At 69.9% G+C, this 21837-nt stretch carries 20 protein-coding genes and 1 pseudogene; 9 read left to right on the top strand and 12 right to left on the bottom strand.

Translation table 11 applies throughout. The annotated features are described in order from the left end of the window. Positions 1–65: 65 nt before the first annotated feature. Positions 66–1361, top strand: a complete 1296-nt coding sequence (locus ABZS64_RS27915; protein WP_355835409.1) for a serine-threonine protein kinase — start codon at positions 66–68, stop codon at positions 1359–1361. Positions 1362–1399: 38 nt separating this feature from the next. Here the strand turns inward: ABZS64_RS27915 and ABZS64_RS27910 are convergent, their stop codons facing one another. Further along, positions 1400–4201, bottom strand: coding sequence for a penicillin acylase family protein (locus ABZS64_RS27910; RefSeq protein WP_355835274.1), 2802 nt, complete (start codon positions 4199–4201; stop codon positions 1400–1402). Between the two features lie 217 nt (positions 4202–4418). On the opposite strand from ABZS64_RS27910, the gene ABZS64_RS27905 reads away from it, so the two are divergent. The 3 genes from ABZS64_RS27905 (at position 4419) to ABZS64_RS27895 (ending at position 7003) form a co-directional block, all read left to right on the top strand. Further along, on the top strand, positions 4419–5030 hold the full coding sequence (locus ABZS64_RS27905; protein ID WP_355835272.1) for a hypothetical protein: 612 nt from the start codon (positions 4419–4421) through the stop codon (positions 5028–5030). 120 nt (positions 5031–5150) lie between these two features. Beyond that, entirely contained in the window at positions 5151–5912 is a 762-nt protein-coding gene (locus tag ABZS64_RS27900) for a 3-keto-5-aminohexanoate cleavage protein (RefSeq protein ID WP_355835269.1), read from the top strand. A gap of 14 nt (positions 5913–5926) precedes the next feature. Continuing rightward, the gene (locus ABZS64_RS27895; RefSeq protein WP_355835267.1) at positions 5927–7003 is read left to right on the top strand and encodes an RNA ligase (ATP); all 1077 of its coding nucleotides are present in this window, start codon (positions 5927–5929) and stop codon (positions 7001–7003) included. Positions 7004–7094: 91 nt separating this feature from the next. On the opposite strand, the gene soxR is transcribed toward ABZS64_RS27895, so the two are convergent. Beyond that, positions 7095–7574, bottom strand: coding sequence for a redox-sensitive transcriptional activator SoxR (soxR, locus tag ABZS64_RS27890; protein ID WP_355835264.1), 480 nt, complete (start codon positions 7572–7574; stop codon positions 7095–7097). A gap of 113 nt (positions 7575–7687) precedes the next feature. Here soxR and ABZS64_RS27885 point away from each other — a divergent pair, with 113 nt between their 5' ends. Beyond that, complete coding sequence (locus tag ABZS64_RS27885; protein WP_355835260.1) at positions 7688–8149, top strand: MaoC family dehydratase; 462 nt, start codon at positions 7688–7690, stop codon at positions 8147–8149. A gap of 12 nt (positions 8150–8161) precedes the next feature. On the opposite strand, the gene ABZS64_RS27880 is transcribed toward ABZS64_RS27885, so the two are convergent. From ABZS64_RS27880 to ABZS64_RS27870, 3 genes are all read right to left on the bottom strand, one after another. Continuing rightward, on the bottom strand, positions 8162–8791 hold the full coding sequence (locus ABZS64_RS27880) for a TetR/AcrR family transcriptional regulator (RefSeq protein WP_355835258.1): 630 nt from the start codon (positions 8789–8791) through the stop codon (positions 8162–8164). Between the two features lie 64 nt (positions 8792–8855). After that, positions 8856–9143 (bottom strand): YiaA/YiaB family inner membrane protein, encoded by a 288-nt coding sequence (locus tag ABZS64_RS27875; protein WP_355835255.1) that lies wholly within the window; start codon positions 9141–9143, stop codon positions 8856–8858. A 61-nt stretch (positions 9144–9204) separates the two neighbouring features. Next, positions 9205–10356, bottom strand: coding sequence for an acyl-CoA dehydrogenase family protein (locus ABZS64_RS27870; RefSeq protein ID WP_355835252.1), 1152 nt, complete (start codon positions 10354–10356; stop codon positions 9205–9207). A gap of 62 nt (positions 10357–10418) precedes the next feature. On the opposite strand from ABZS64_RS27870, the gene ABZS64_RS27865 reads away from it, so the two are divergent. Genes ABZS64_RS27865 through ABZS64_RS27855 form a run of 3 tightly spaced genes read left to right on the top strand, consistent with a single transcriptional unit; the run spans position 10419 to position 12873 of the window. Next, positions 10419–11063, top strand: coding sequence for a TetR/AcrR family transcriptional regulator C-terminal domain-containing protein (locus ABZS64_RS27865; protein ID WP_355835249.1), 645 nt, complete (start codon positions 10419–10421; stop codon positions 11061–11063). Between the two features lie 59 nt (positions 11064–11122). Further along, a complete protein-coding gene (locus ABZS64_RS27860; protein WP_355835246.1) occupies positions 11123–11818 on the top strand; it encodes a winged helix-turn-helix domain-containing protein in 696 nt (231 codons plus the stop codon). Positions 11819–11850: 32 nt separating this feature from the next. Continuing rightward, positions 11851–12873 carry a DMT family transporter gene (locus tag ABZS64_RS27855; protein ID WP_355835243.1) on the top strand — a complete coding sequence of 341 codons (1023 nt, stop codon included), beginning with the start codon at positions 11851–11853 and terminating at the stop codon, positions 12871–12873. Here ABZS64_RS27855 and ABZS64_RS27850 read toward each other — a convergent pair. The 6 genes and pseudogenes from ABZS64_RS27850 to ABZS64_RS27825 form a co-directional block, all read right to left on the bottom strand. Then, on the bottom strand, positions 12864–13934 hold the full coding sequence (locus ABZS64_RS27850; protein ID WP_355835240.1) for a 2-oxoglutarate and iron-dependent oxygenase domain-containing protein: 1071 nt from the start codon (positions 13932–13934) through the stop codon (positions 12864–12866). The genes ABZS64_RS27855 and ABZS64_RS27850 overlap by 10 nt on opposite strands. Positions 13935–14036: 102 nt before the next feature. Further along, positions 14037–15446, bottom strand: a complete 1410-nt coding sequence (locus ABZS64_RS27845) for an MFS transporter (RefSeq protein ID WP_355835237.1) — start codon at positions 15444–15446, stop codon at positions 14037–14039. A 159-nt stretch (positions 15447–15605) separates the two neighbouring features. Further along, the gene (locus ABZS64_RS27840; protein ID WP_355835234.1) at positions 15606–16685 is read right to left on the bottom strand and encodes a Zn-dependent alcohol dehydrogenase; all 1080 of its coding nucleotides are present in this window, start codon (positions 16683–16685) and stop codon (positions 15606–15608) included. A 19-nt stretch (positions 16686–16704) separates the two neighbouring features. After that, positions 16705–18099: an aldehyde dehydrogenase family protein gene (locus ABZS64_RS27835; RefSeq protein ID WP_355835231.1), complete on the bottom strand. Its 1395-nt coding sequence runs from the start codon at positions 18097–18099 to the stop codon at positions 16705–16707. A 235-nt stretch (positions 18100–18334) separates the two neighbouring features. Beyond that, complete coding sequence (locus tag ABZS64_RS27830; RefSeq protein WP_355835228.1) at positions 18335–19198, bottom strand: ROK family protein; 864 nt, start codon at positions 19196–19198, stop codon at positions 18335–18337. A gap of 71 nt (positions 19199–19269) precedes the next feature. Continuing rightward, positions 19270–20390, bottom strand: a pseudogene (locus ABZS64_RS27825) (IS630 family transposase). A 98-nt stretch (positions 20391–20488) separates the two neighbouring features. Here ABZS64_RS27825 and ABZS64_RS27820 point away from each other — a divergent pair. Next, positions 20489–20833, top strand: a complete 345-nt coding sequence (locus ABZS64_RS27820; RefSeq protein ID WP_355835225.1) for a DUF2750 domain-containing protein — start codon at positions 20489–20491, stop codon at positions 20831–20833. Here the strand turns inward: ABZS64_RS27820 and ABZS64_RS27815 are convergent. Beyond that, a protein-coding gene (locus ABZS64_RS27815) for an IS5 family transposase (RefSeq protein ID WP_355835222.1) occupies positions 20830–21677 on the bottom strand; the annotation gives its coding sequence in 2 pieces (ribosomal slippage) (positions 20830–21317 and positions 21317–21677; 849 coding nt in all). The genes ABZS64_RS27820 and ABZS64_RS27815 overlap by 4 nt on opposite strands. Positions 21678–21837: the final 160 nt, after the last annotated feature.

Below are 21837 nucleotides of genomic sequence, written 5' to 3'. Positions count from 1 at the left end.
CCTCCCCTCCCGCAGGATGCTGGGGCATCGGCGGACAAAAACGGGGAGGGCCGGTCATGCCGGAAATGAGTGTGGAGCCGTACCGCGAAGTCACCTTCGACAAGGACGGCGATGTGAACGCCGCGCAGCGCGACAGTCTGGCTGAAATGGATGTCACCGATCTGGTGATGTTCGCTCACGGTTGGAACAACTCGCCCTCCGTCGCGGGCCGGCTCTACTCGGCCTTCTTCGCGCCCTTCCCGGGGCTGACGGGCGACGGAGTGCGGCTCGGCTACGTGGGCGTCGTCTGGCCGTCGATGAAGTTCGCGGACGAGCCGATTCCGGACTTCCGGCCCTCGGCGGTGGCTCCGCCACTGGACGCCACGCTGGACAAGGCGACGCAGGACGCCCTGGTCGAGCTGTTTCCCGGGCACGACGCGACGGTGCGGCGACTGGCTCAACTGCTCGACGAACAGCCCGAGTCGGAGGTGGCCTTCGCGGAGTTCGGGGCACTGGCACGGCAGTTGACCGAGGCACCGGCGGGCGGGCTCGGGGGGACCTTTTTCAGGGACGATCTGCCCCATGACGAGCAGGGGCCGCCTGCCGTGCTGATGGAGGACGCTCTCACGATGTGCCGGAAGTTCGCGCTGGCGCTGGAGGAGAGCGTGGAGGTGACGGAGAAGGAGCCGGCCGTCGCAGCCTTCTCCATCGGCGGCGGCCTCAAGACGGTGTGGAAGGGGGCGAAGGAGCTGCTGCGGCAGACGACGTACTACGCGATGAAGCGGCGCGCCGGAACAGTCGGCGAGCTGGGCCTGGGCCCCCTGTTGGGGCAGCTTGCCCGGTCGTCCCCCGCTGTGCGGGTGCATCTGGTGGGGCACAGCCAGGGGGCGCGGCTGGTCTCCTTCGCGCTGCGCGGGCTGCCCCACGGCGTGGACAATGTGAAGTCGCTGACGCTCCTTCAAGGAGCCCTCTCGCACTATGCGTTCGCTCCGAGCCTGCCGCACGCTCCCCACAGCGGCGGCGCCCTGCGCACGATGGAGCACCGGGTCGACGGGCCCGTGGTGGCCTGCTATTCGCGGCACGACAGCGCGCTCGGTGTGATCTATCCGCTGGCCTCCAGCCTGGCCGGGGACGACGCGAACGCGGTCGGCCTCGACAAGCGGTGGTGGGCGATGGGGCACGACGGCATCCAGGCCGTGCAACCGCTGGCCAGGCTGACACTGGAGGAGGCGCTGGTCCGGGGGATCCCGGGCTCGGGCTGCGTCAGCGTGGACACGGCGTCGGTCGTACGGCGCGGCGGTCCGCCTGCGGGTGCGCACAGCGACATATGCCACGAGGAGCTGGCGCGGGTGGTGCTGGCCGCGGGCCGCATCGGACGCTGAGTCGTCTCAACGTCCGTGCGGCCCGCGGTGGTTGATGTCTACCGATGGGACGGGAACTCCACGACCTGCTGATACGTCGGCCGGTTCTGCCAGCTGATCGCCGGGTGCGTGATGCCGCCCAGCGCCCGGTGGATGATCGCGTCCGTGCACCACTGTTCCCCGGCCTTGCAGCTGCCGTCGCCGGGGTAGACCTCGGTCGCCGGCTTCGCCGAGGCCTGCTTCAGCGTGGCGAGGAGCGCCTCACGGCACGCGGCGAGGTCGCCGCCACCGCAGTACGTCTTCGCCAGCGGTCCCTGGACCGGCCGGCCGAGCACTTGCCGCAGATCCTTGTCGGCGAAGGCCCACCAGCCGTACTGGAACGAGGATCCGCTGTGCGCGCCGGTAGCGCCGTGGGCCGCCGCCGGGGACTCGTCGGTCGGCAGGCTCCCGGTCAGCGCGGTGTAGAGGTCGTCGCCGAGCCCCGGTTTGAACTCGGCCTCGATCAGTAGCGGCCACCAGGCGTCCATGATGCGCACGGCGTCGGCATGGGTGTAGGTGTGCGAGCCGGGCACGGTCTCCCTGCGCTGTGATCCCGCGGCCCGCCAGGACTCCAACTGCTGTACTACAGCATTGAGTTGGGGGTCGGTGACGGGCTGCGAGCGCAGCACTTCGAGCAGTTCGGGCAGCAGCTGCTCGCCGCGCAGATCGGTGAGGGCGGCCTCCGCCATCGCCCGGGTGAGCGAGGCGCGGGTCACGCCGCCGTCCGCGGCGAGCTTGGCCACCCGGTCGTCCAGCAGGTCCCCGCGGTGCACGGCGCCGAAGCCGAAGGCCGCGGTGGCGTACCCCTTGGCCTGCCGGTTGTTCCAGGAGATGTAGTAGTCCTGGCCGACGGACTGCGGATGCTGGGCGAAGGGCGTGTACGCGGCGGTGTTGGCGGCCGGGTCGAAGCCCTGCCACTCGTACTGCCGCTCGGCCGCGATCGGCAGCGCCGGGTCGACGTCGGCGGCCCGCACCGGGTTCATGCCGCTGTTGAAGTAGGCGGCGGTGCGGGAGTCGGCGTAGAACCAGTTGAAGGCGTAGTCGATGCTGTGGGCAGCCTGCTGGAAGGACTTGGCGTCCGTCACGTACGACGGGTCGTTGAGCATCTGGAAGCCGATGATCGAGTCGGCCTCGTGGCGGTAGGTGGTGCGCAGCGAGGTGTACGCGACGGGCTTGCCGGCCACCGTGGCGCGATGGGTGACGATGCCGTACTTGGTGCGGAAGACCTGCATACGGTAGGAGCCCGCGGCGGTCGAGTCGGCGACCGACGGCTTCCAGGCGTTGGTCTTCTCCAGCTTCTCCATCGGAGTGCAGACGCCCCGGTAGAGGTAGTGGGTGCTGTCCTGGCAGAGCTCGACGGCGTACGTGTCGGTGATGTCCTGGGCGGCGGAGGTGGCGGACCAGGCGTAGTCCTTGCCGCGGCCCATCTGGACGTACATGCCGACTCCGGCGAAGGAGACGCCTCGGGCGGAGATGCCGGGGCCCTGGAGCTCCTGGAGCATCATCAGCTGTGGCGCGAAATAGCCGGTTTGCGGACCGAATACGGCGATGGGGTTGCCGCTCGCGGTGCTCTTGCCGGAGACGAGGAGCGCGTTGGACATACCGCGCCTGCCGCCGAGCGAGCCGGGTTCGATCACTCCGTCGTCGTACATGCCCTGTGCGGGCTTCAGAGCCGCGGGTGCCCGCAGCGGGGACTTGACTCCGGTGCCCGCCGAGCCGGTCCGGTCGTACACGAGCTGCTCGGGCACCACGGAACCGGCGTCCGGCAGTGCCGTACCGCGCGGGTTCGCGGGCTTGTTGGCGTAGGGGAAGCTGCTGCCGTCGTGAACCGTGAGCACGGCCTCGGGGTCTTCGCGCTGCCGGAAGGACTCCCAGACCCTGGTGCCCTCCACCAGGCCGTACTTCTTCTGGGCGGCGAGCAGGGAGAGCGCGGCCTGCACCTCACCGCCGCCTCCGCCGCCGAACTGGCCGCCGACTACCGAGGCGATGGATATCAGGTCGGTGATCTTGAAGGGCTGGATCTCCCCGACGTTGGTGATCGAGTCGATGTGCCCGGTGAGGACGTACTCACCGGGGAAGTACCGTCCGTTCTTGGACTGCACGCGGTAGGCGTTGATGCCGTCGACGTACGCCTGGGCATCGGCCATGGCCTGCTCGCCGCGTGCGCCCTCGGTGGCCCGGATCTGCTCGACCTGGGCCTCGTAGTCGGCCTCGGTATAGGGAGCCGCGGGCCAGAACTGCTGCTCAAGGCCCTGGTTGGCGAGCGCGCCGCCGGCGAACGGGGTGAGCTCCCCGCGGCCGATGTGCCGGAAGAGGTCCATCATCCAGAGGCGGTCCTGGCCCGCCGCGAATCCGGCTCCGAACTCGGTTCCGTAGCGGGTGGTGCCCTTGATGTGGGGGACGCCGGTCTTCTTGTCGCGGGTGACGGTGACATCGGGGCGGGGGGTGGCGACGGATTCGACCTGGCCGTCGGGGACACCGAAGGAGGAGTCGTTGAAGAAGTCGTTGAGCTTGGCGTCGGTGAGGCCGCCGTAGCCCCCCACCAGGGAGTCGTAGCGGCCGAGTTGGTCGGAGCTGTGGGCGGGGCGGGTGCCGAAGACCTTGTGGGCGAGGATGTCGGCGAGGGTGGCGTTGCCGTTCTGCCCGGGAGGCAGGATGTCGGCGCACCGGCCTTGGCAGAGGTCGCCGTCGGCGGCTGCGGTTGCGGTGGGGGCTGCGGTGTTGGCGGCGGCGGCCTGCGGCAGGGGGGCCGGCAGACCGGCGGCGAGCGCGAACACCGCGGCGGCGGTGGCAGTTGTGAGTCTTCCGGTGCGTCGTCGCATGGATGCTCCTCGGGGAGGCCGATGCGCCGGAGGTTACTGGCGGTAAGACTCGCCAGTAAGGTGAACATGCGTCACCTTTCCCGAATCGCCACACGGGGAGGGCCGGTTGGCCACCACCGGAAAGTGATGACACCCATCGAATATTCGATGGAGCCGGATCGGGTACTCGTACGTCCATTCCTCAAGCCGAAGTACCAGCGACGGAGGTGGCAGTGCGATGGCCGGTTTCCGGAGTCTTGCGAGACAGGTGCGCGATACGCGGTGTGATCTGGCGCTACGGCGCTATTCACTGCGCAAGTGCCTGGAACGCTTTGCCCCTTATGGGCATCGGGCGACCTGGGATCACCTGTGCGCGAGGCACAGCATCGAGCCCGAGGACCGGGCCCCCGATCCGGCGCGGCTGGTGGCCGCGCTCGAGGAGTTGGAACAGGCGCGGGCCGTCTGGCTCGCGTACGAGGAGAGTTTCGCGGACCGCCGAAAGCGCGAGAAGCACGACGGACTGCGGCGACCGGCGTCGATCGACGACTGGCACCGGCGGACCTGGGGCGGGAACGGGGTCGCACGCTGCGACAGCCCGGCCGCCCATCCGTCGGCTGCGCTCGACGAGGTCCTGCGGCGGCTGATAGCCGCGCTGGAGACCGAACCCGGAAAGGGCTGCCCGGTGTGCGGGGGAACGCACATCGTGTGGCGGCAGGATCTGGCGAACGAGCCCTGGTTCGGGCCGCTCTGCACGGGCTGCGGGATTGTCGTGCCGCAGCCCGTTCTGACGGCCGAGGCGGTGGCGGCGGCCAAGCGGGCGGGACGCAAGGATTTGGCGTCGGTGGCCTGAGGTTTCCGCGGGTCACGCGGCCGGCACCCGCGCCTCGAACGCCGGCGGGGCTCCCATGGAGCCCGTCCGGCGGTTGAGGACGGATCTGCGTTGTCAGTGGCGTGAGGCACCCTTGGTCACATGATCCAGGTCTGCCTGAACGGCCCCCGTTCGGCCGCCGACGGCGCAGCCGTGCCGCTGTCCCCGGGGGCGATGGCCGCGTCCGCGGCCGAGGCTGTCGCGGCCGGCGCCGCAGAGGTGCATGTGCACCCCAAGACGCCCTGCGGCGACGACACTCTGTCCCCGCGCGCCGTGGCCGAAGTGCTCACGGCCGTACGGGCGGTGGTGGACGTCCCCGTCGGCGTGACCACGGGCGCCTGGGCGGAGCCCGATCCCGATCGCCGGGCGGCGCGGGTCCGCGCCTGGACGGTGCTGCCCGACCACGCCTCGGTCAACTGGCACGAGCCCGGCGCCGAACTGGTCGCGGCCGCCCTGCTGGAGCGCGGCGTCGGCGTGGAGGCGGGGCTGTGGTCGGGCACCGGCGGGCCACGGCGCTTTCTCGCGTCCCCGCTTGCCCCACGCGTCCTGCGGGTGCTCGCCGAGGTCATGGACACCGCTCCCGCCACGGCCGAGGATTCGGCGCGCTCGCTCCTTGCAGAACTTGGCACAGCCCATGGGATACCGCTGCTTCTGCACGGCGAGGACGGCGGGGCGTGGCCGGTGCTCCGGCTGGCGCGGGCGTCGGGTCTGGACACCCGGATCGGCCTGGAGGACGTGCTCCTCCTGCCCGACGGGCGGCGTGCCGCGTCCAATGCCCAACTGGTGCGAACGGCCCTGGACGTCCTCGATATTGAGTGGCCCCCTCCCGGTCACGGCCCGCACAGTGGTGGCGGAAATCCGTAACCGAGGAGACGCCGATGTCCACGCTGCGTGTCACCGCAGAGCTGCTGACCGTCCACGAGCACCCGAACGCCGACGCGCTCGAACTGGCCCAGGTGGGCCTGTACCGCGCCGTCGTCGCCAAGGGCGCCTTCCGCAGTGGTGACGCCGCCGTCTACATCCCGGAACAGTCCGTGCTCCCGGCCGAGTTGATCGAGGAGCTGGGTCTGACCGGGCGGCTCGCCGGAGGCGAGTCCAACCGGGTCAAGGCGGTGCGGCTGCGAGGCGAGCTGTCGCAGGGCATCGTCTGCCGCCCTCGGGCGCTCGCGGACCTCGATCTGGCACAGGCGGCCGCCGACGGCACGGACTTCGCGGAGCTGCTCTCGATCACCAAGTGGTCGCCACCCGTCCCGCCCACGATGGACGGCGATGTGGAACGGGCTCCCGATCTGCTGCCCTGGGTCGACATCGAGAACATCCAGCGCTATCCGGAGATCTTCGAGCCGGGCGAACAGATCGTCCTCACCGAGAAGGTGCACGGCTCGGCCTGCCTGGTGACGTACAGCGCGGCGGACGGCGAGCCGGGGCGCGTGCAGGTGTCGTCGAAGGGCTTCGGCGCCAAGGGACTCGCCCTCAAGGAGGACCGGCGCAATCTGTACTGGCGCGCGGTGCTCGGCCATGACGTCCCGGCGGTCGCGGCGCGCCTTGCCGAGAAGCTGGGGGCGAAGCGCGTCGGGATATTCGGCGAGGTGTACGGCGCCGGGGTTCAGGACCTGGGCTACGGGGCCAACGCCCGCTCCGAGGCGCTCGGTTACGCGGTCTTCGACGTGTCGGCCGAGATCGACGGCCAGGTCCGCTGGCTGGACCCGGCCGGCCTGCTGGAGGGCGAACTGCCGCTGGTGCCACGGCTGTTCGAGGGTCCGTACGACATCGACACCGTGCTGGACCTGGCCGGCGGCCGCGAGAGCGTGTCCGGGCGCGAGCTGCATCTGCGTGAGGGCGTCATGATCCGTCCCGCGGCCGAGCGCTACAGCCCGGTGGTGGGCGGCAGGGCGATCGCCAAGGCCGTCAGCCCCGCGTATCTGACGCGCAAGGGCGGCACGGAGTACGAGTAGGCCGCCGGCGCGCGCGGACAGAAAGACAACGCGCGGACAGAGAGACAAGGTGGGCCCGTCACGGGGGTGCGGGCCCACCTTCATGCCGCGATCAGGCGGGGTCCTTCGCGGGCCGTCCGCGTTCCGGCAGCAGCCGGGAGCCGGTCAGCCGCTCGCCGAAGACGTCGTCCGGGTTGGACAGGACGCAGGTCTCCAGGGAGAGACAGCCGCAGCCGATGCAGTCGGTGAGATGGTCGCGGAGCCGGCCGAGCTGCCGGATGCGCTCGTCGAGCTCGGCCCGCCAGGCCTGGGAAAGCCGCGCCCAGTCCTCCCGGTCGGGCGTGCGCTCCTCCGGCAGTTCGGCGAGCGCGTCCCTGATGGTGGCGAGCGGGATGCCGACCCTCTGCGCGGCACGTACAAAGGCGACGCGACGTAGTGCATCCCTGCTGTACCGGCGCTGGTTTCCGCTGGTCCGGCGGCTGCTGATCAGCCCCTTGGACTCGTAGAAGTGCAGGGCGGACACGGCGGCGCCGCTGCGCGCGGAGAGCTGGCCGACCGTGAGCTCGTGAATCTTCTCGGGAATCTGTGGCACTCCCCGAAGCCTACTGGGCGTCCGTTGACAGGAACTGCCCGCCCAACCATGCTGAGCAAGCGCTTAGACAACTGATGTTCCGCAGGTACGAGACGAGACGCAGGGAGCCGGACATGGCCGAGCCGAAGATCTTCACCTCCGCCGAGGAGCTGCGCGCCGGAGTCGGCGAGCAGCTTGGGCACAGCGACTGGCTGGAGATCGAGCAGAAGCGGATCGATCTCTTCGCCGAAGCCACCGGTGACCACCAGTGGATCCACGTGGACCCGGAGCGGGCGGCGAGCGGTCCCTTCGGCACGACCATCGCGCACGGCTATCTCACGCTGTCGCTGCTCCCGGTCCTCGTACCGCAGGTCCTGCGCGTCGAAGGGATGAAGATGGGCATCAACTACGGCGCCAACAAGGTCCGTTTCCCCGCCCCCGTGCCGGTCGGCTCGCGGCTGCGCGCGACGGCGGTGCTGCAGAACGTGGAGGAGGCGGGCGGCGGCGTGCAGGTGACCGCCCTCGTCACGGTTGAGCGCGAGGGCGGCGACAAGCCCGTGTGCGTGGCGGAGTCGGTGTCCCGCTACTTCTTCTGAGCCCGGCTGGATCTATGGGGTCTTCCGGGCGGAGACCATGCGCAGGACGAGGTCGGCGTACAGCGCGCCGACCTCGTCGGGCGTCCTGCGCCCCTGCGTGTTGAACCAGCGCGCCACGTCGATGCAGAGCGACAGCACGGCGACCGTGGTGCCGGGCACGTCCGGGACGTCGAAGTCCCCCGACTCCACGCCGTCGCGCAGGATCCCGCGTACGACGGCGTCACTGCGGCGGCGCAGCTCGACGATCTCGGTGCGGTGTTCGTCGGAGAGCGCGTCGAGTTCGTACTGCACCACGCGAGCGGTGTCGTGCCGCCCCGCGTGCCAGCGGACGAACGAACTCACGGCGCCGGCGAGCCGCTCGGACGGCGTGCCGTCGGTGTCGGCCGCCGTCGACAGGACCTCCAGAGCCTTCTCGTGCCCGATCCGGCTGATCCGGTGGAGCAGCTCTTCCTTGGTCTTGTAGTGGATGTAGAGCGCGGCGGGGCTCATCCCGGCGCGGCCCGCGATGTCCCGGGTCGTCGTCGCGTCATAGCCCCGCTCGGCGAAGGCCTCGACGGCGGCGACCAGCAGCTTTCTCGCCGCCTCGGGCGTGACCTCGCCCCACGGCATGTCATCGCCGGCCGTGTCCTCCGCCGTACTCATCGCTCGCCCCTTCCGTTCATCGGAAGGCTCACCATACCCCGAGGGTGAGCAAGCGCTTAGAGGCTCAGAGCTTCTGGAAGGGGTCGTGTTCGGCGAGCAGCTTCTCCAGCCTGGCCTGGTCGACGCGGCTGACGATCTGCCCCGCCTCCTGCCGGTCCCTGATCACCTTGGCCAGGGTGAACGCCGAGGTCGTGAGATAGAGGACGGCGATGGCGAGGAAGCCGCGCACCCAGACGTCGGCGTCGAGATAGAGGATGCCGAGGCCGACAGCGCCGAGCGCGACGGCGAAGGAGGAGACGGCCTGTCCGTAGAAGGCCGCGGTGTTCTGCTGCTTGACCTGTGTGTCACTCATGGGCGTCAGCATCGGGCGGGAGTGGCCCGCGCCACATCCGCTCCCGTACCTAGGTGAGTACTCAGAAGGCGGAGACGCCGGTCAGGGCGCGGCCGATGATCAGTTTCTGGATCTGGCTGGTGCCTTCGTAGAGGGTCATCACGCGGGCGTCGCGCAGCAGCTTGCCGACCGGGTACTCGTCGATGTAGCCGTAGCCGCCAAAGACCTGCAGGGCGTTGTTGGCCGCGCGCACCGCCGCCTCGGACGCGAAGAGCTTGGCCTGGGAGGCTGCCGTGGCGAATTCCTCGCCGCGGTCGATGAGGTCGGCGACCCGCCAGGTCAGCAGCCTGGCCGCGTCGACGTCCACCGATATGTCGCTGATCAGCTCCTGCACCAGCTGGTACGAGGCGATGGACTTGCCGAACTGCTCGCGCTCGCCCGCATAGCCGACCGCCGCGTCGAGAGCGGCCTGGGCGATGCCGACACAGCCCGCCGCGACCGACATCCGTCCTTTGGCGAGCGCGGACATGGCGATGGAGAAGCCCTTGCCCTCGGGTCCCAGCATCGCGGCGGCGGGCACGGTTGCGTCTTCGAGCACCAGCTCGGCCGTGGCCTGGCCGCGGAGGCCGAGCTTTCCGTGGATGGTGCGGCGGGTCAGCCCGGGGGTGTCCGTGGGGACCAGGAAGGCGGATATGCCCTTGTGCCCTGGTGTGTCATTGGTGCGGGCGAAGAGGAGCACCACATCGGCCCAGCTGCCGTTGGTGATGAACATCTTGGAGCCGTTGATGAGGTAGTCGTCGCCGTCGCGCACGGCCTTGGTGGTCAGATTCCCGGCGTCGGATCCGGTGCCCGGCTCGGTGAGCCCGAAGCAGCCGAGCGCGTCTCCGGCCGTGAGCCGGGGCAGCCACTGGCGCTTCTGTGTCTCGTCACCCCAGGCGGCGATGGTCTTGGTGACCAGCCCCAGCGATACGGACACGATGCCGCGCACGGAGGAGTCGCCGCGTCCGAGCTCCTCGGTGACCAGGCAGTACGCCAGATGGTCGCCGCCCGAGCCGCCGTACTCCTCGTCGATGGTGAGCCCGAGGAAGCCCAGGGCGCCGAGCTTCTTCACGATCGATCGGTCGACGCTCTCGGCGCGGTCCCACTCGACGGCATTCGGGGTGACCTCGCGGCCGACGAAGTCCTTGGCCAGCTGCCGGACGGCCTGCTGCTCCTCGCTGAGCTCCAGGTTCATACGCCCACCCACTTTTAACTATCACTGCTAGTTTCTTGTTGGCAGGCCCTACTATGTGCCGCATGGCCCGCCCGCGCAAGCCCCTCCTCAGCCGAGAACGCATCGTCGAGACGGCGAGCGCGCTCGTGGACGCCGAGGGCCTCGACGCCGTCTCCACCCGCAGGCTCGCCGCCGAACTCGGCGTCAGCGGGCCCTCCCTCTACAACCACTTCCGCAACAAGGACGAGATCCTCGACGCCGTCGCCGACGCGGTCAGCGCCCAGGTCGACCTGTCGATGTTCGACGAGGACGACCAGCGCGACTGGCGCACCGCGCTGCACGACTGGGCCGTCTCCTACCGCGCGGCCCTGACCGCCCACCCCAACACCGTCCCGGTACTCGCCCGCGGCCCGGGCCGCCGCCCGGCGGGCCTGAAAGTGGCCGACGCGGTCTTCGGCGCAATGGTCCGCGCGGGCTGGCCACCGGCCCAGGCCACCTATATCGGCGCCCTGATGCGGTACTTCATCACCGGCTCGGCACTCGGTTCCTTCGCCCGCGGCTTCGTCGACGACGAGACCGCGTACGACCCGGCCGACTATCCGCATCTCGGCCAGGCGCATCTGCTCGCCGACCGGCAGCAGAAGGTGGACGAGGGTGCCTTCGAGACGGGCCTGCGGGCCCTCATCGACGGGCTGGCCGTGCAGTACGCGGCCCTGGTGCGCGCCTGACGGTTCCCGGTGGGCACAGTTCGGCTGACGCCGAACAGTGGCGGCCCCATGCTGGAAGCATGCAATCCAGAGACCTTGCCGCGCTGGCCGCGCTCCTCGCCGACGAGACCCGGGCCTCCTTCTGTCTCGCGCTGCTCGACGGCCGCGCCTGGACCGCGGGCGAACTCGCCCGGCACGCGCGCGTGGCGCCGTCGACCGCCAGCGAGCATCTGGGAAAGCTCGTCGCGGGCGGGCTGCTCGCCGAGGAGCGCCAGGGGCGCCACCGGTATGTGCGGCTCGCGGGCGAGAGCGTCGCCCATCTCGTCGAGGAGCTGGACGCGCACACGGCACCCGCGCAGGACGCGGCGCCGGGCTCGCTGCGGGCGGCCAGTACACGCAGCGCCATGGCCCGCGGGCGAACCTGTTACGACCATCTCGCGGGGCGGCTCGGCATCGCGATCACCCAGGCCATGACCGCACGCGGGCTGCTGAACCAGGACACCGGCTTCGCACTGACCGCCCAAGGGCTCGCCTGGTTCGGCGAGTTGGGGCTCACTCTCGAACGGAAGGGGCGGCGCCCGCTCGTACGGTCCTGTCTGGACTGGACCGAGCGCAAACCGCATCTCGCGGGCCTCGCGGGAGCCGAGCTGTGCCGCCACGCCCTGGACACGGGGTGGTGTGTACGGATCGGGTCCGAGCGCGCGGTGAAGGTGACCGCGGACGGCGAGCGGGCGCTGGCCGAGCTGCTCGGCATCGAGCCGGGAATATTGCGGTGAGCGCCGAACGGTCCAAGACGTACGGTCGGCGCATGACGAACTCCTCGCGCCCCGACCGTGCACAGTGGCCCGCCCTGGCCGCGGCGGGCGTCACCGTCGTGCTGTGGGCGTCCGCCTTTGTGTCGATCCGCAGCGCCGGTGAGGCCTACTCCCCCGGCGCGCTCGCCCTCGGGCGGCTGCTCGCCGGGTCGCTCGCACTCGGCTGCGTACTGCTCGTCCGGCGCGAGGGGCTGCCGCCGCGGGCCGCCTGGCCGGGGATCGCCATATCCGGACTGCTCTGGTTCGGCATCTACATGGTGGTCCTCAACTGGGGCGAGCAGGAGGTCGACGCGGGCACGGCCGCGATGGTCGTGAACATCGGCCCGATTCTCATCGCGCTGCTCGGGGCACGGCTGCTGGGAGAGGCGCTGCCGCCGCGGCTGCTGGCCGGAATGGCGGTGTCGTTCGCGGGAGCGGTGACCGTCGGCCTTTCGATGTCGGGCGAGGGCAGCGCCTCAACGCTGGGCGTGCTGCTGTGCCTGCTGGCTGCGGTGGGGTACGCGGGCGGGGTGGTGGGCCAGAAGCCCGCGCTGGCACACGCGAGCGCGCTGCAAGTGACGACGTTCGGCTGCCTGGTCGGGGCGGTGGCCTGCCTGCCGTTCGTCGGGCAGTTGGTGTCCCAGGCGGAGCGGGCACCGCTGTCGGCCACGCTCAACATGGTCTATCTGGGCGTGTTCCCGACCGCGCTGGCGTTCACGACCTGGGCCTATGCGCTGGCCCGTACGACCGCGGGGCGGATGGGCGCGACGACCTACGCCGTGCCCGCGCTGGTCGTGCTGATGTCGTGGCTGGCGCTGGACGAGGTGCCGGCCGGACTCACTCTGGCGGGCGGAGCGCTGTGCCTGGCGGGAGTTGCCGTCTCGCGCTCCCGGGCCGGGCGGGCTGCCGCCGCGACCGTTCCGGTCAAGGCAGAGGTCCCGCCGGACGTCACACCGGTCGCGCCGGTTACGTCGTCGGAGAACGCACCGTGTGCGCCGGAGGCCGGAGCGTCCGGGGACGGCAGCCGTCAGGCCTGATCCGAGGCCTCCCGCAGCTGCGCCAGCCTCAGCAGTCCGCCCGTCTCATGCAGGCGGAGTGTGGTGACCCGCTCCGGGTAGCAGCGCATGAACATATGCGTGAAGTGGGTGCCGTAGTGCAGCCGGTTCTCCTCGTCCGCCGCCACCGGTGCGCCCTGGCTGTGCGCGTGCGGCAGCGGTTCCACCCAGGCCTGGAAGTTGGGCTCGTGGAAGTACGCCATGGCATGGCGCTCGCGGTCGGCGAGTCTGACCTTGTGCGGGGTCGAGAGCAGATAGCCGCCGGTGAGGAGCTGGAGGATGTCGCCGGGAAAGACGGTCAGGGTGCCGGGGACCGGGTCGACGTAGGTCCAGGGGTGCTCGTTCTCGTACATCCCGGCGCTGCTCTCGCTCTGCAGCCAGTTCCGGTTGCGCTGCTCACCTGCCACCGGCGGCCGGATCCAGAGCCCGCCGACCTCGTCCTGCGCGGCGATGACCAGGAGTCCGTAGTCGGTGTGGGCGCCGATGCCCCGGTTGGTCGTCCTGGATTCGGCGGGGAAGCGCAGGACGCGCATATGGTGCCAGCCGTCGTGCGTGAGCGCGGTGAGCGCGGCGGGGTCCTCAAGACCCAGGCCCAGTGCCACGAGCCTGAGCAGTATCTCGCCCATGGAGCCCAGTTCGGTCATGAAGGCTTCCATGGACTGCCTGTACGACTCCTCCGGCCACGGCACCGGGCCATGACAGGGCCAGCCGGCGACCGACCGGATGTCGTTGCGTGAGACGTCCTTGCAGACGGTGAAGATCTCCGAGTAGTCGGCCTCGCCTGCGGTGACCTCCTCGCCGGAGGCGATGTATCCGCTGTAGCTGGTGGCGCTGACATGGCGGGCCTTGTCCTCCAGCGGTCTCGCGAAGAACCTTCTGCTCGCCTCGATGGCCCAGTCGGTGATGTGCTGCTGGGCCGGGTCGGTGGCCAGGTAGAAGATTCCGTAGGTCCGCCAGGCATCCACCATCGCGAGCCCGAGGGCCCGGTCGGCGGGTGATCCGGTGACGGATTCCGACAGTTGGAAGACAGGCAGGTCGGCCATGTGCGGTCCTTGCATCTCGCTCGTGAGGGGATGCGGCCGCCCCGGCGGGGGATGACAGGGCGGCCGCACATAGGGGTCTCACGGGCGGGAGGAGGGACCGGATCAATCCATAGTGGAGGCGGTTTTCGCGGTCTCCGGCTCGTTCGCGGCCTCCGGCTCGTTCGCGGTCTCCGGATCGTCGGCGGTCTGCGGGGTGTCCGTCTCAACAGCCGCTGTACGGGAGGCGGCGCGGGCGGCCAGGATCCTGATGGAGAGGAGTGCGATCACGGCGAGGCCGATGATGTAGCCGGAGACCGCCATCGAGGTGCCGGTGGCCTCGAGCAGCAGAACCATCATGAACGGCGCCAGGCCGCCGCCGAAGACCGCCGCGATCTGGTAGCCGAGCGAAGCGCCGGTGTAGCGCATCTCGGCGGTGAACAGCTCCGCGAAGAGCGCGGCCTGGGGCCCGTACATGATGCTCAGGAAACAGCTGGTGACGAAGGTGCCGACCGCCAGCCAGAGCAGGGACTTGGTGTCGATCAGCAGGAACATCGGCACCGCCCAGACCAGCAGGCCGACCGCGCCCGCGGCGTAGATGCGCAGCCGTCCGACGCGGTCGGAGAGGGCGGCGGACGCCGGTATCAGCGCCAGCTGCGTGATGCTGACGCAGAGCGAGACGGTGAGCACGGCGCTGCGCTTCATGTCGAGTTCGCGGGTCGCGTAGTCGAGCACGCCGGTGATGATGATGTAGAAGGTCGCGGTATTGACGGCGAAGGAGCCGCCGGCCAGGAAGACCGTGCCGAGGTGCTCGCGCAGGATCGTACGCAGTGGCGAGCGGGGCTCGGTCTTCTCCTGTGCGGCCAGGGCGCGTTCGGCCTCGCGGAACTCCGGGGTCTCCTCGACCCGGGTGTGGATGAACCAGGCGAGGGCCAGTACCAGGAAGCCGGCGAAGAAGGGGATGCGCCAGCCCCAGGCGGCGAAGGTGGTGTCGTTGGTGACGGCGCCGGCGACGAGGAAGACGGTGTTGGCGGTCACCACGCCTATGGGGACGCCGAGTTGGACGAGGCTGCCGTAGAGGCCGCGCTTGCCCTCGGGGGCGTACTCGGTGGCCATGAGCATCGCGCCGCCCCACTGCGCGCCGACGGCGATGCCTTGCATGACGCGGAACAGCACGAGCAGCACCGGAGCGGCGATGCCGATCGTCTCGTACGTGGGGAGCAGACCGATTCCGGTGGTGGCGAGGCCCATCAGGGTCAGCGCGAGGACCAGCATGGGCTTGCGGCCGCGCTTGTCGCCGAGCTGGCCGGCGATGATGCCGCCGATGGGGCGGGCGAGGAAGCCGACGGCGAAGGTCGCGAAGGCGGCGAGGACACCGGCGGACGAGCTGCCGGAGGGGAAGTAGAGGTCGCCGAGGACGAGAGCGGCGGCGATGCCGAAGACGAAGTAGTCGTACCACTCGACGGCGGAGGCGAGGGCGGCGGCGGTGGCGACGCGGCGGCGGCGGGTGGTGGGCGACTGAGCGGGGGTGTCCATGCGTGCACACTCCGGTGGGTGCGGGGACGAGGAGTGCGGGGACCATACCGACCGGTGGGTATGGGGTCAACGGTTTGCGCAGGCAGTGGGTTTCCCTCCGCGCCTCAATCGCGGGCGGGGCTCCATTGGAGGCCCGCCGGCGATTGAGAACGATGAGAACTAAAAGACCACCAGCGCACGCCCACCCTTGCCCGCCAGCATGTTGTCGAACGCCCCCGCGATCCCGTCAAGACCGATCCGGTCGGTCACCAGGCCCTCCACGTCCAGGCGACCAGCCCGGATGTGGTCCGCCAGCACCGGGAGATCGAGCGCCGGGTTGCTGTTGCCGTAGACGCAGCCCGAGAGCGTGCGGCCCCAGTGGAAGAGCTCCAGCGCGTTGAAGGTGACCTGCTGGTCCTTGCCGCCGATGCCGACGACCGTCGTGCGGCCGCCCCGGCGGGTGGACTCCCAGGCGGTACGGATCGTGGCGGCCCGCCCCACACACTCGATCGCCACGTCCGCGCCCTGGCCGCCCGTCAGCTTCCGGATCTCCTTCGCCGTGGTGTCGGAGGCGACGACGTACTCGGTCGCTCCCGCGCCCCGCGCCAACGACTCCTTCTTCTCCGACACGTCGACCGCGATGATCGTCGACGCGCCCGCGATCCGGGCGGACTGGAGCGTGGCGAGGCCCACCCCGCCGACGCCGTAGACGACGACCGACTCGCCCTCGCGGACGCGTGCGGAGTGGTGGACCGCGCCGTACCCGGTGAGGACCGCGCAGCCGAGCAGGGCGGCGTCGGTGAGCGGGACGCCGTCCGGGACCGGGAGGACGCAGTTCGCGGCGACGACGGTCTCCTCCGCGAAGGCGGCGACGTTCAGGCCGGGGTGCAGCTCCGCGCCGCCGGCGGTACGGGCGTAGACGTTCGCCGAACCCGTGAGTGCGCCCGCGCACAGCCATACCTCGCCGATCGCGCAGTGGTGGCAACTCCCGCAGGAGGGTGCCCAGTTGAGGACGACACCGTCGCCCGGGGCGACATGCGCGACCCCCTCGCCGACGGAGACGATCGTCCCCGCGCCCTCATGGCCGAGTACGCACGGCGTCGGCACCCGCATGGTGCCGTTGGAGAGCGACAGATCGGAGTGGCAGACCCCGGCGGCGGCGAGGCGGACCCGCACCTGGCCGGGGCCGGGCTCGGGCAGTTCGATGTCGGTGATCTCCAGCGGAGAACCGACAGCGGGCAGTACAGCGGCGCGGACCATGATGTGTGAAGCTCCCGGCTCAGAACTGGAGGGACTTGGTCTGGAGGTACTCGGAGAGGCCGTGCGGGCCGAGCTCCCGGCCGACGCCCGACTGCTTGTAACCGCCGAACGGAGCAAGGGGGTTGAAGCGTCCGCCGTTGATGTCGACCTGACCGGTGTCCATCCGCCGGGCGAAGGCGACGGCTTCGGCCTCGTCGGCGGCCCAGACCGCGCCGGCGAGCCCGTAGACGGTGCCGTTGGCGATACGGAGTGCGTCGTCCTCGTCCTCGTACTTGAGCAGGGAGACGACCGGGCCGAAGATCTCCTCCTGCGCGATGGTCATATCCGGGGTGACGTCGGCGAAGACGGTGGGGCTGACGTAGTAGCCCGTCTCGTGCGGGGCCTCAGGACCGCCCACGACCAGGCGGGCGCCCTCGGCGACGCCCTTCTCGATGAAGCCGCGTACGCGCTGCTGCTGCTTGGCGTTGACCAGCGGGCCGACCCGCTCGCCCGGTACGTACTTGGCGACCGCGGTGGCGGCGAGCGCCACCGCCTCCTCGTACTGGTCCTTGTGGACGAGCATCCGGGTCCACGCGCTGCACGTCTGGCCGGAGTTGGACATGACGTTGGCGATGCCGACGTTGACAGCCTTGGCCAGGTCGGCGCTCGGCAGGATGACATTGGCGGACTTTCCGCCGAGTTCCAGGGCGACCCGCTTGACGGCAGCGCCCGCCGTCGCGCCGATCTGCCGCCCCACCGCGGTGGAGCCGGTGAAGGAGACCAGGTCGACGTCCTCGTGGGCGGCGAGCGCCTGCCCGGCGACCGGGCCGAGGCCCGTCACCAGGTTGAACACTCCGGCGGGCACTCCCGCCTCGTCGACGGCCTCCGCGAAGAGCTGCGCGGTCAGCGGCGTGTCCTCGGCGGGCTTGAGTACGACGGTGCATCCCGCCGCCAGCGCCGCGGCCACCTTGGCGACGACCTGGTGCAGCGGATAGTTCCAGGGTGTGATCGCGCCGACGACGCCGACCGGCTCCAGCAGCACGGTGGAGTTTCCGATCGTCTCCTCGAATGAGTACGAAGCGGCCAGCTCGGCGTACGAACCCGCGACCAGGACGGGCACGCCCGCGTGGACCGTCTGGGACAGCTGAAGCGGCGCGCCGAGCTCGGCGGTGACGGTCTCGGCGATCTCGTCGGCGCGGGCCACGAGCACATCGCGCAGGGCCGCGATCCGAGCGGCGCGCTCGGCGGGCGGGGTGGCGGCCCAGCCGGGGAAAGCCTCGCGGGCCGCGCGCACGGCGTCGTCGACATCCGCCGCCGTACCGGCCGGGACATGGGCGATGACCTGCTCGTCCGCCGGGTTCACCACCGCGATCGTGTCCGGGCCGCGGGCGGGCCGCCACTGGCCGCCGATGTACATCCCGTCGTGAGCCTTCATCGCACTCCTCCAGAGCCTGCCGCAATTCGTCCGCATCCCAAACTAGCGGTGTTAGTTTTTGGACACCAGAGGCACTTAGAACTCCTAACGAAATGAGTGGCGGGGAACGCTAGTGCTCTGACCGCGAAGGTTCGCCGGGTTGGTGCTTGCAGATTGATGCCTCATGTGCGGAGCGTGAGGGCGCATCGGTTCCAGTCGGTCGAGAACGGATCCGGAGCCCCAGATGTGCGTCTGGTCAGACGTATTGCTGGACCCATGCTTGGCCATCGATGGCTGCGGTGGCGAGACGCATGGCACCTCGGGCGACGACCAGTTCCGTGGCTTGGATTCGGTCGATGGTGCAGACGTCCCACAACTCGGGCAGGGCGTGGGTGCGTGCCGTCGCTACGGCGGTGTCCCAGTAGCCCGCATATCCGAGGGTGCCGCCGGCGATTCGTACCGTGTCGGGGTTGAGGATGTTGACCAGCGAGGCGATGGCGAGTCCGAGCGCCTCGCCGGCAGCGTTGACGATGCCCTGTGTCTGGGCATCGCCAGTGGCGAGCGCGGCATGGATCTGTTCTGGATGCTTGCCGACCTCGCGTACGATCGCACCGCCGCCGGCGAGGTCGTCGAGCCGTTTGACCCCTTGTGGTGTCTGAATGGGCATGCTGCCGATCTCACCAGCCCATCCTCGCGAGCCGCGGATGACCCGTCCCTCGCACAGGTAGGCCGAGCCCACTGCGGTCCCGCAGACAATTACGACAGCGGACGAGGTTCTGGAGAGACCGGCCGTCTCCTGCGCGAGAGCACCCCGGATGTCGTTGACGAGCAGCGCCGGGATGCCGTCATTGCGTATTCCCTGCCAGCCTGTGAGCTGGGGCAAGACGTCAGAGATCTTGACCTGGCCGTTCTCAACGAGGCCGGGCACGGCGATCCCCAGCGCCGTCGGCTTCAGGGAGTTGTCGGCGAGGAAGGCATGGAAAGCGGCCTCGATGTCTGCAGGACCTGTCGAGGGTCCCGTGGCCAGGCGCCGAGCGATCGGCGTTTCAAGATCCTGCCCTTCCGCGAGCATGAGCAACTTGGTACCACCGATGTCGACGCCTACTGCTGCATGCCGCATTGCCCCACCTCACGACTCGATCCCGGACAAAAACTTATCGTTCCGTTGGGAAGCTCACCGGCTTTGGTAGGTCAGGCTGCGTCGATGAGCGGTCGTCCGCCCCAGCGGAGGCCCTTCTCACTGCGGATGCGGGCGCGTTCGCGGCGTTGGGCGGCAAGGACGTCGGGATGGCGGGCGTTGGCGTTGCGCCAGCGGAGGTAGCGGTGCAGCCGCGGGTCTGGACCGTGTGGTTGGAGTGGTTGGAGTTCGCGAGGGTGAACTGCCGCAGTGGCCCGAAGTGCGCCTCGATCGGGTTGGCCCAGGAGGCGTAGGTGGGAGTGAAGCACAGCTCGACCTTGTGCTTCTTCGCCCAGCGGCGGATGTCGGTGCCCTTGTGGGCGGACAGGTTGTCCATGATCACGTAGATCGGCGCCCCGTCGGGCCGGGCGGCGCGGATCGACTTCAGCGCGGCCAGCGTGTTCGCGGCACCTTTCCTGCGGCGGTTGACGCCCCACAGGCGGTCGTCGCCGACCGAGTAACAGCCGTGGAAGTACCGCACCCCGTGGGTGCGGTGGTAGGTGGCGGGCAGCTGGTCGGGCCGGCCCTTGTCGGCCCAGCCCGAGCCTGCGGTGGGCCGGATCCCGAGCGGGCCGAACTCGTCGAACGCGAACACCCGGTCCGGGAAGCGGTCCAGCACTTCCTCGATCCGCTCGAGTTTGGCATCGCGTTCGGGGTCTGGCGACTCCTTCCACGTCTTGGTTCGCTGGAAGGTGATGCCGCGGCGGGCGAGCAGGCAACGCAATGCTTCGCGGCCGATGCGGATGATCCGGCCGTGGAATTTCCGCAGGTAGGCGACGAGCTTGCGTAATGACCAGCGGGTGAAGGGCTGGCCGAGCTTGGCGGGCCGAGTGGTGGCCGTCTGGACGACGAAGTCCTCGTCGTCAGTGCTGAGTTGGCGGGGACGACCTCCCGCCCATTGAGGGTCCAGGCAGGCCAGGCCGATCTCGTTGAACCAGTGGATCACATCCCGGACGGTGTCCTCATCGGCCTGCACCAGCTGCGCGATCACCGGCACCCGGTTCCCGCCAGCCGGGGCCAGCAGCATCATCGCGCGACGGTAGCGCACCGAACTCGTGCTGCCCCGGCGTACGATCTGCCGCAGGCGCTGCCCTTCCTGGTCGGTGAGTCTGCGCACACGGACAGGCTCAGCCACCGCGCCTCCAGCGGTCGGATCGGACGTCACCGCACATCCAACCGCCACGACCACCAACCCGGCGAACCTACTCGGTCACAGCACTAGGCTCGGCGGCCATGAGTCAGAGCGGTTCGCAAGCGGCAGCATTCTTCCAAGACGTCCGCCAAAGCGGAGTTGTCTGGCTTGTCCGGGATGACGACGGAAGTCCGACTCACCTCTCCGCGGACGGCACGCGAAGTCTTCCCTTCTGGTCGACCTCGGCCCGCGCCCAGAGGGCAGCGAAGATCTGGGGGCACGGGCTACGCGTCGAATCCATGCCCTTGGACACCTGGCGCGAGCGCGAACTGCCCGATGTCGCCCGGGATGGACTCATGATCGGCATCAACTGGAGCGGGCCGCGCCTGGTCGGCTGGTGCTTTACCCCCATGGAAGTTCTCAACCGGCTGGCGCCGGCTGACTAGCCCACGGCATCGCTCGCCAGAGCGGGCAGTCGCCGCCAGCAGATGAGTGCGCATCCGAGGGCGAGGAAGGCTTCGTGGATGTCGTCGCGGATCTCCCAGCGGATCCGTAGTCGGCGGAACCAGTGCAGGTGGGCGAACGCGCGCTCCACGACCCAGCGTTGTTTGCCCAGGCCGGAGCCGTGCAAGGTGCCGCGGCGGGCTATCAGTGGCTTCACGCCGAGATCCCACACGAGACGGCGGTACTTGTCATGGTCGTAGCCACGGTCGCCGAGCACTACGTCGGGGCGGCGCCGGGGCTGGCCCGGCTTGCTTCGCACCGGCGGCACGGCCTGGAGGAGTGGGATGAGCTGGGTGACGTCGTTGCGGTTGCCGCCGGTCAACGTGGCGGCGAGCGGGACGCCGGTGGCATCGGTGATCAGGTGGTGCTTGCTGCCCGTCCTGCCCCGGTCGACGGGGCTTCGTCCCGTCTTGGTGCCCCCTTTAACGCCCGGATGTGGGAGCCGTCGACCGCCGCCCAGGAGAAGTCCAGGGCGTTCGCGCCGCGGAGCTTGGCGAGGAGGACCTCGTGGAGCCGGGGCCACACCCCGGCCTCGGTCCATTCGGCCAGACGGCGCCAGCAGGTCATGCCCGAACCGAAGCCGACTTCCTGCGGCAGGTGATCCCAGGCGATCCCGGTGTGCAGCACGAACAGGATGCCCTGGAACACCAGCCGGTCCGGATGCCGCTTGCGCCCGGGATGCCGGGGCCGACGCTCGACTTTGGGCAACAGTGGCTCGATCACCGCCCACAACTCGTCATCGACCTCAGACGGCTTTGGCCGAGCCACCCCGAACCCCCGGATCATCAGTCCCGGACTGATCCAACCACCTCAAAGATCATTTCGTTAGGAGTTCTTAGGGGGTGCCGTTGGGATCAGGCCGGATCAGTGAGCGGCCCGTCGCGGAGCGGCTGATGTCACTGCGGTGCGTGCGATCGCAAGGCGGAGGAAGGAGCCGACGCGGAGC

The sequence above is a fragment of the Streptomyces sp. NPDC005408 genome (assembly GCF_040606445.1).
Classification (GTDB): Bacteria; Actinomycetota; Actinomycetes; order Streptomycetales; family Streptomycetaceae; genus Streptomyces.
This window is presented reverse-complemented; position numbering and strand designations above follow the sequence as displayed.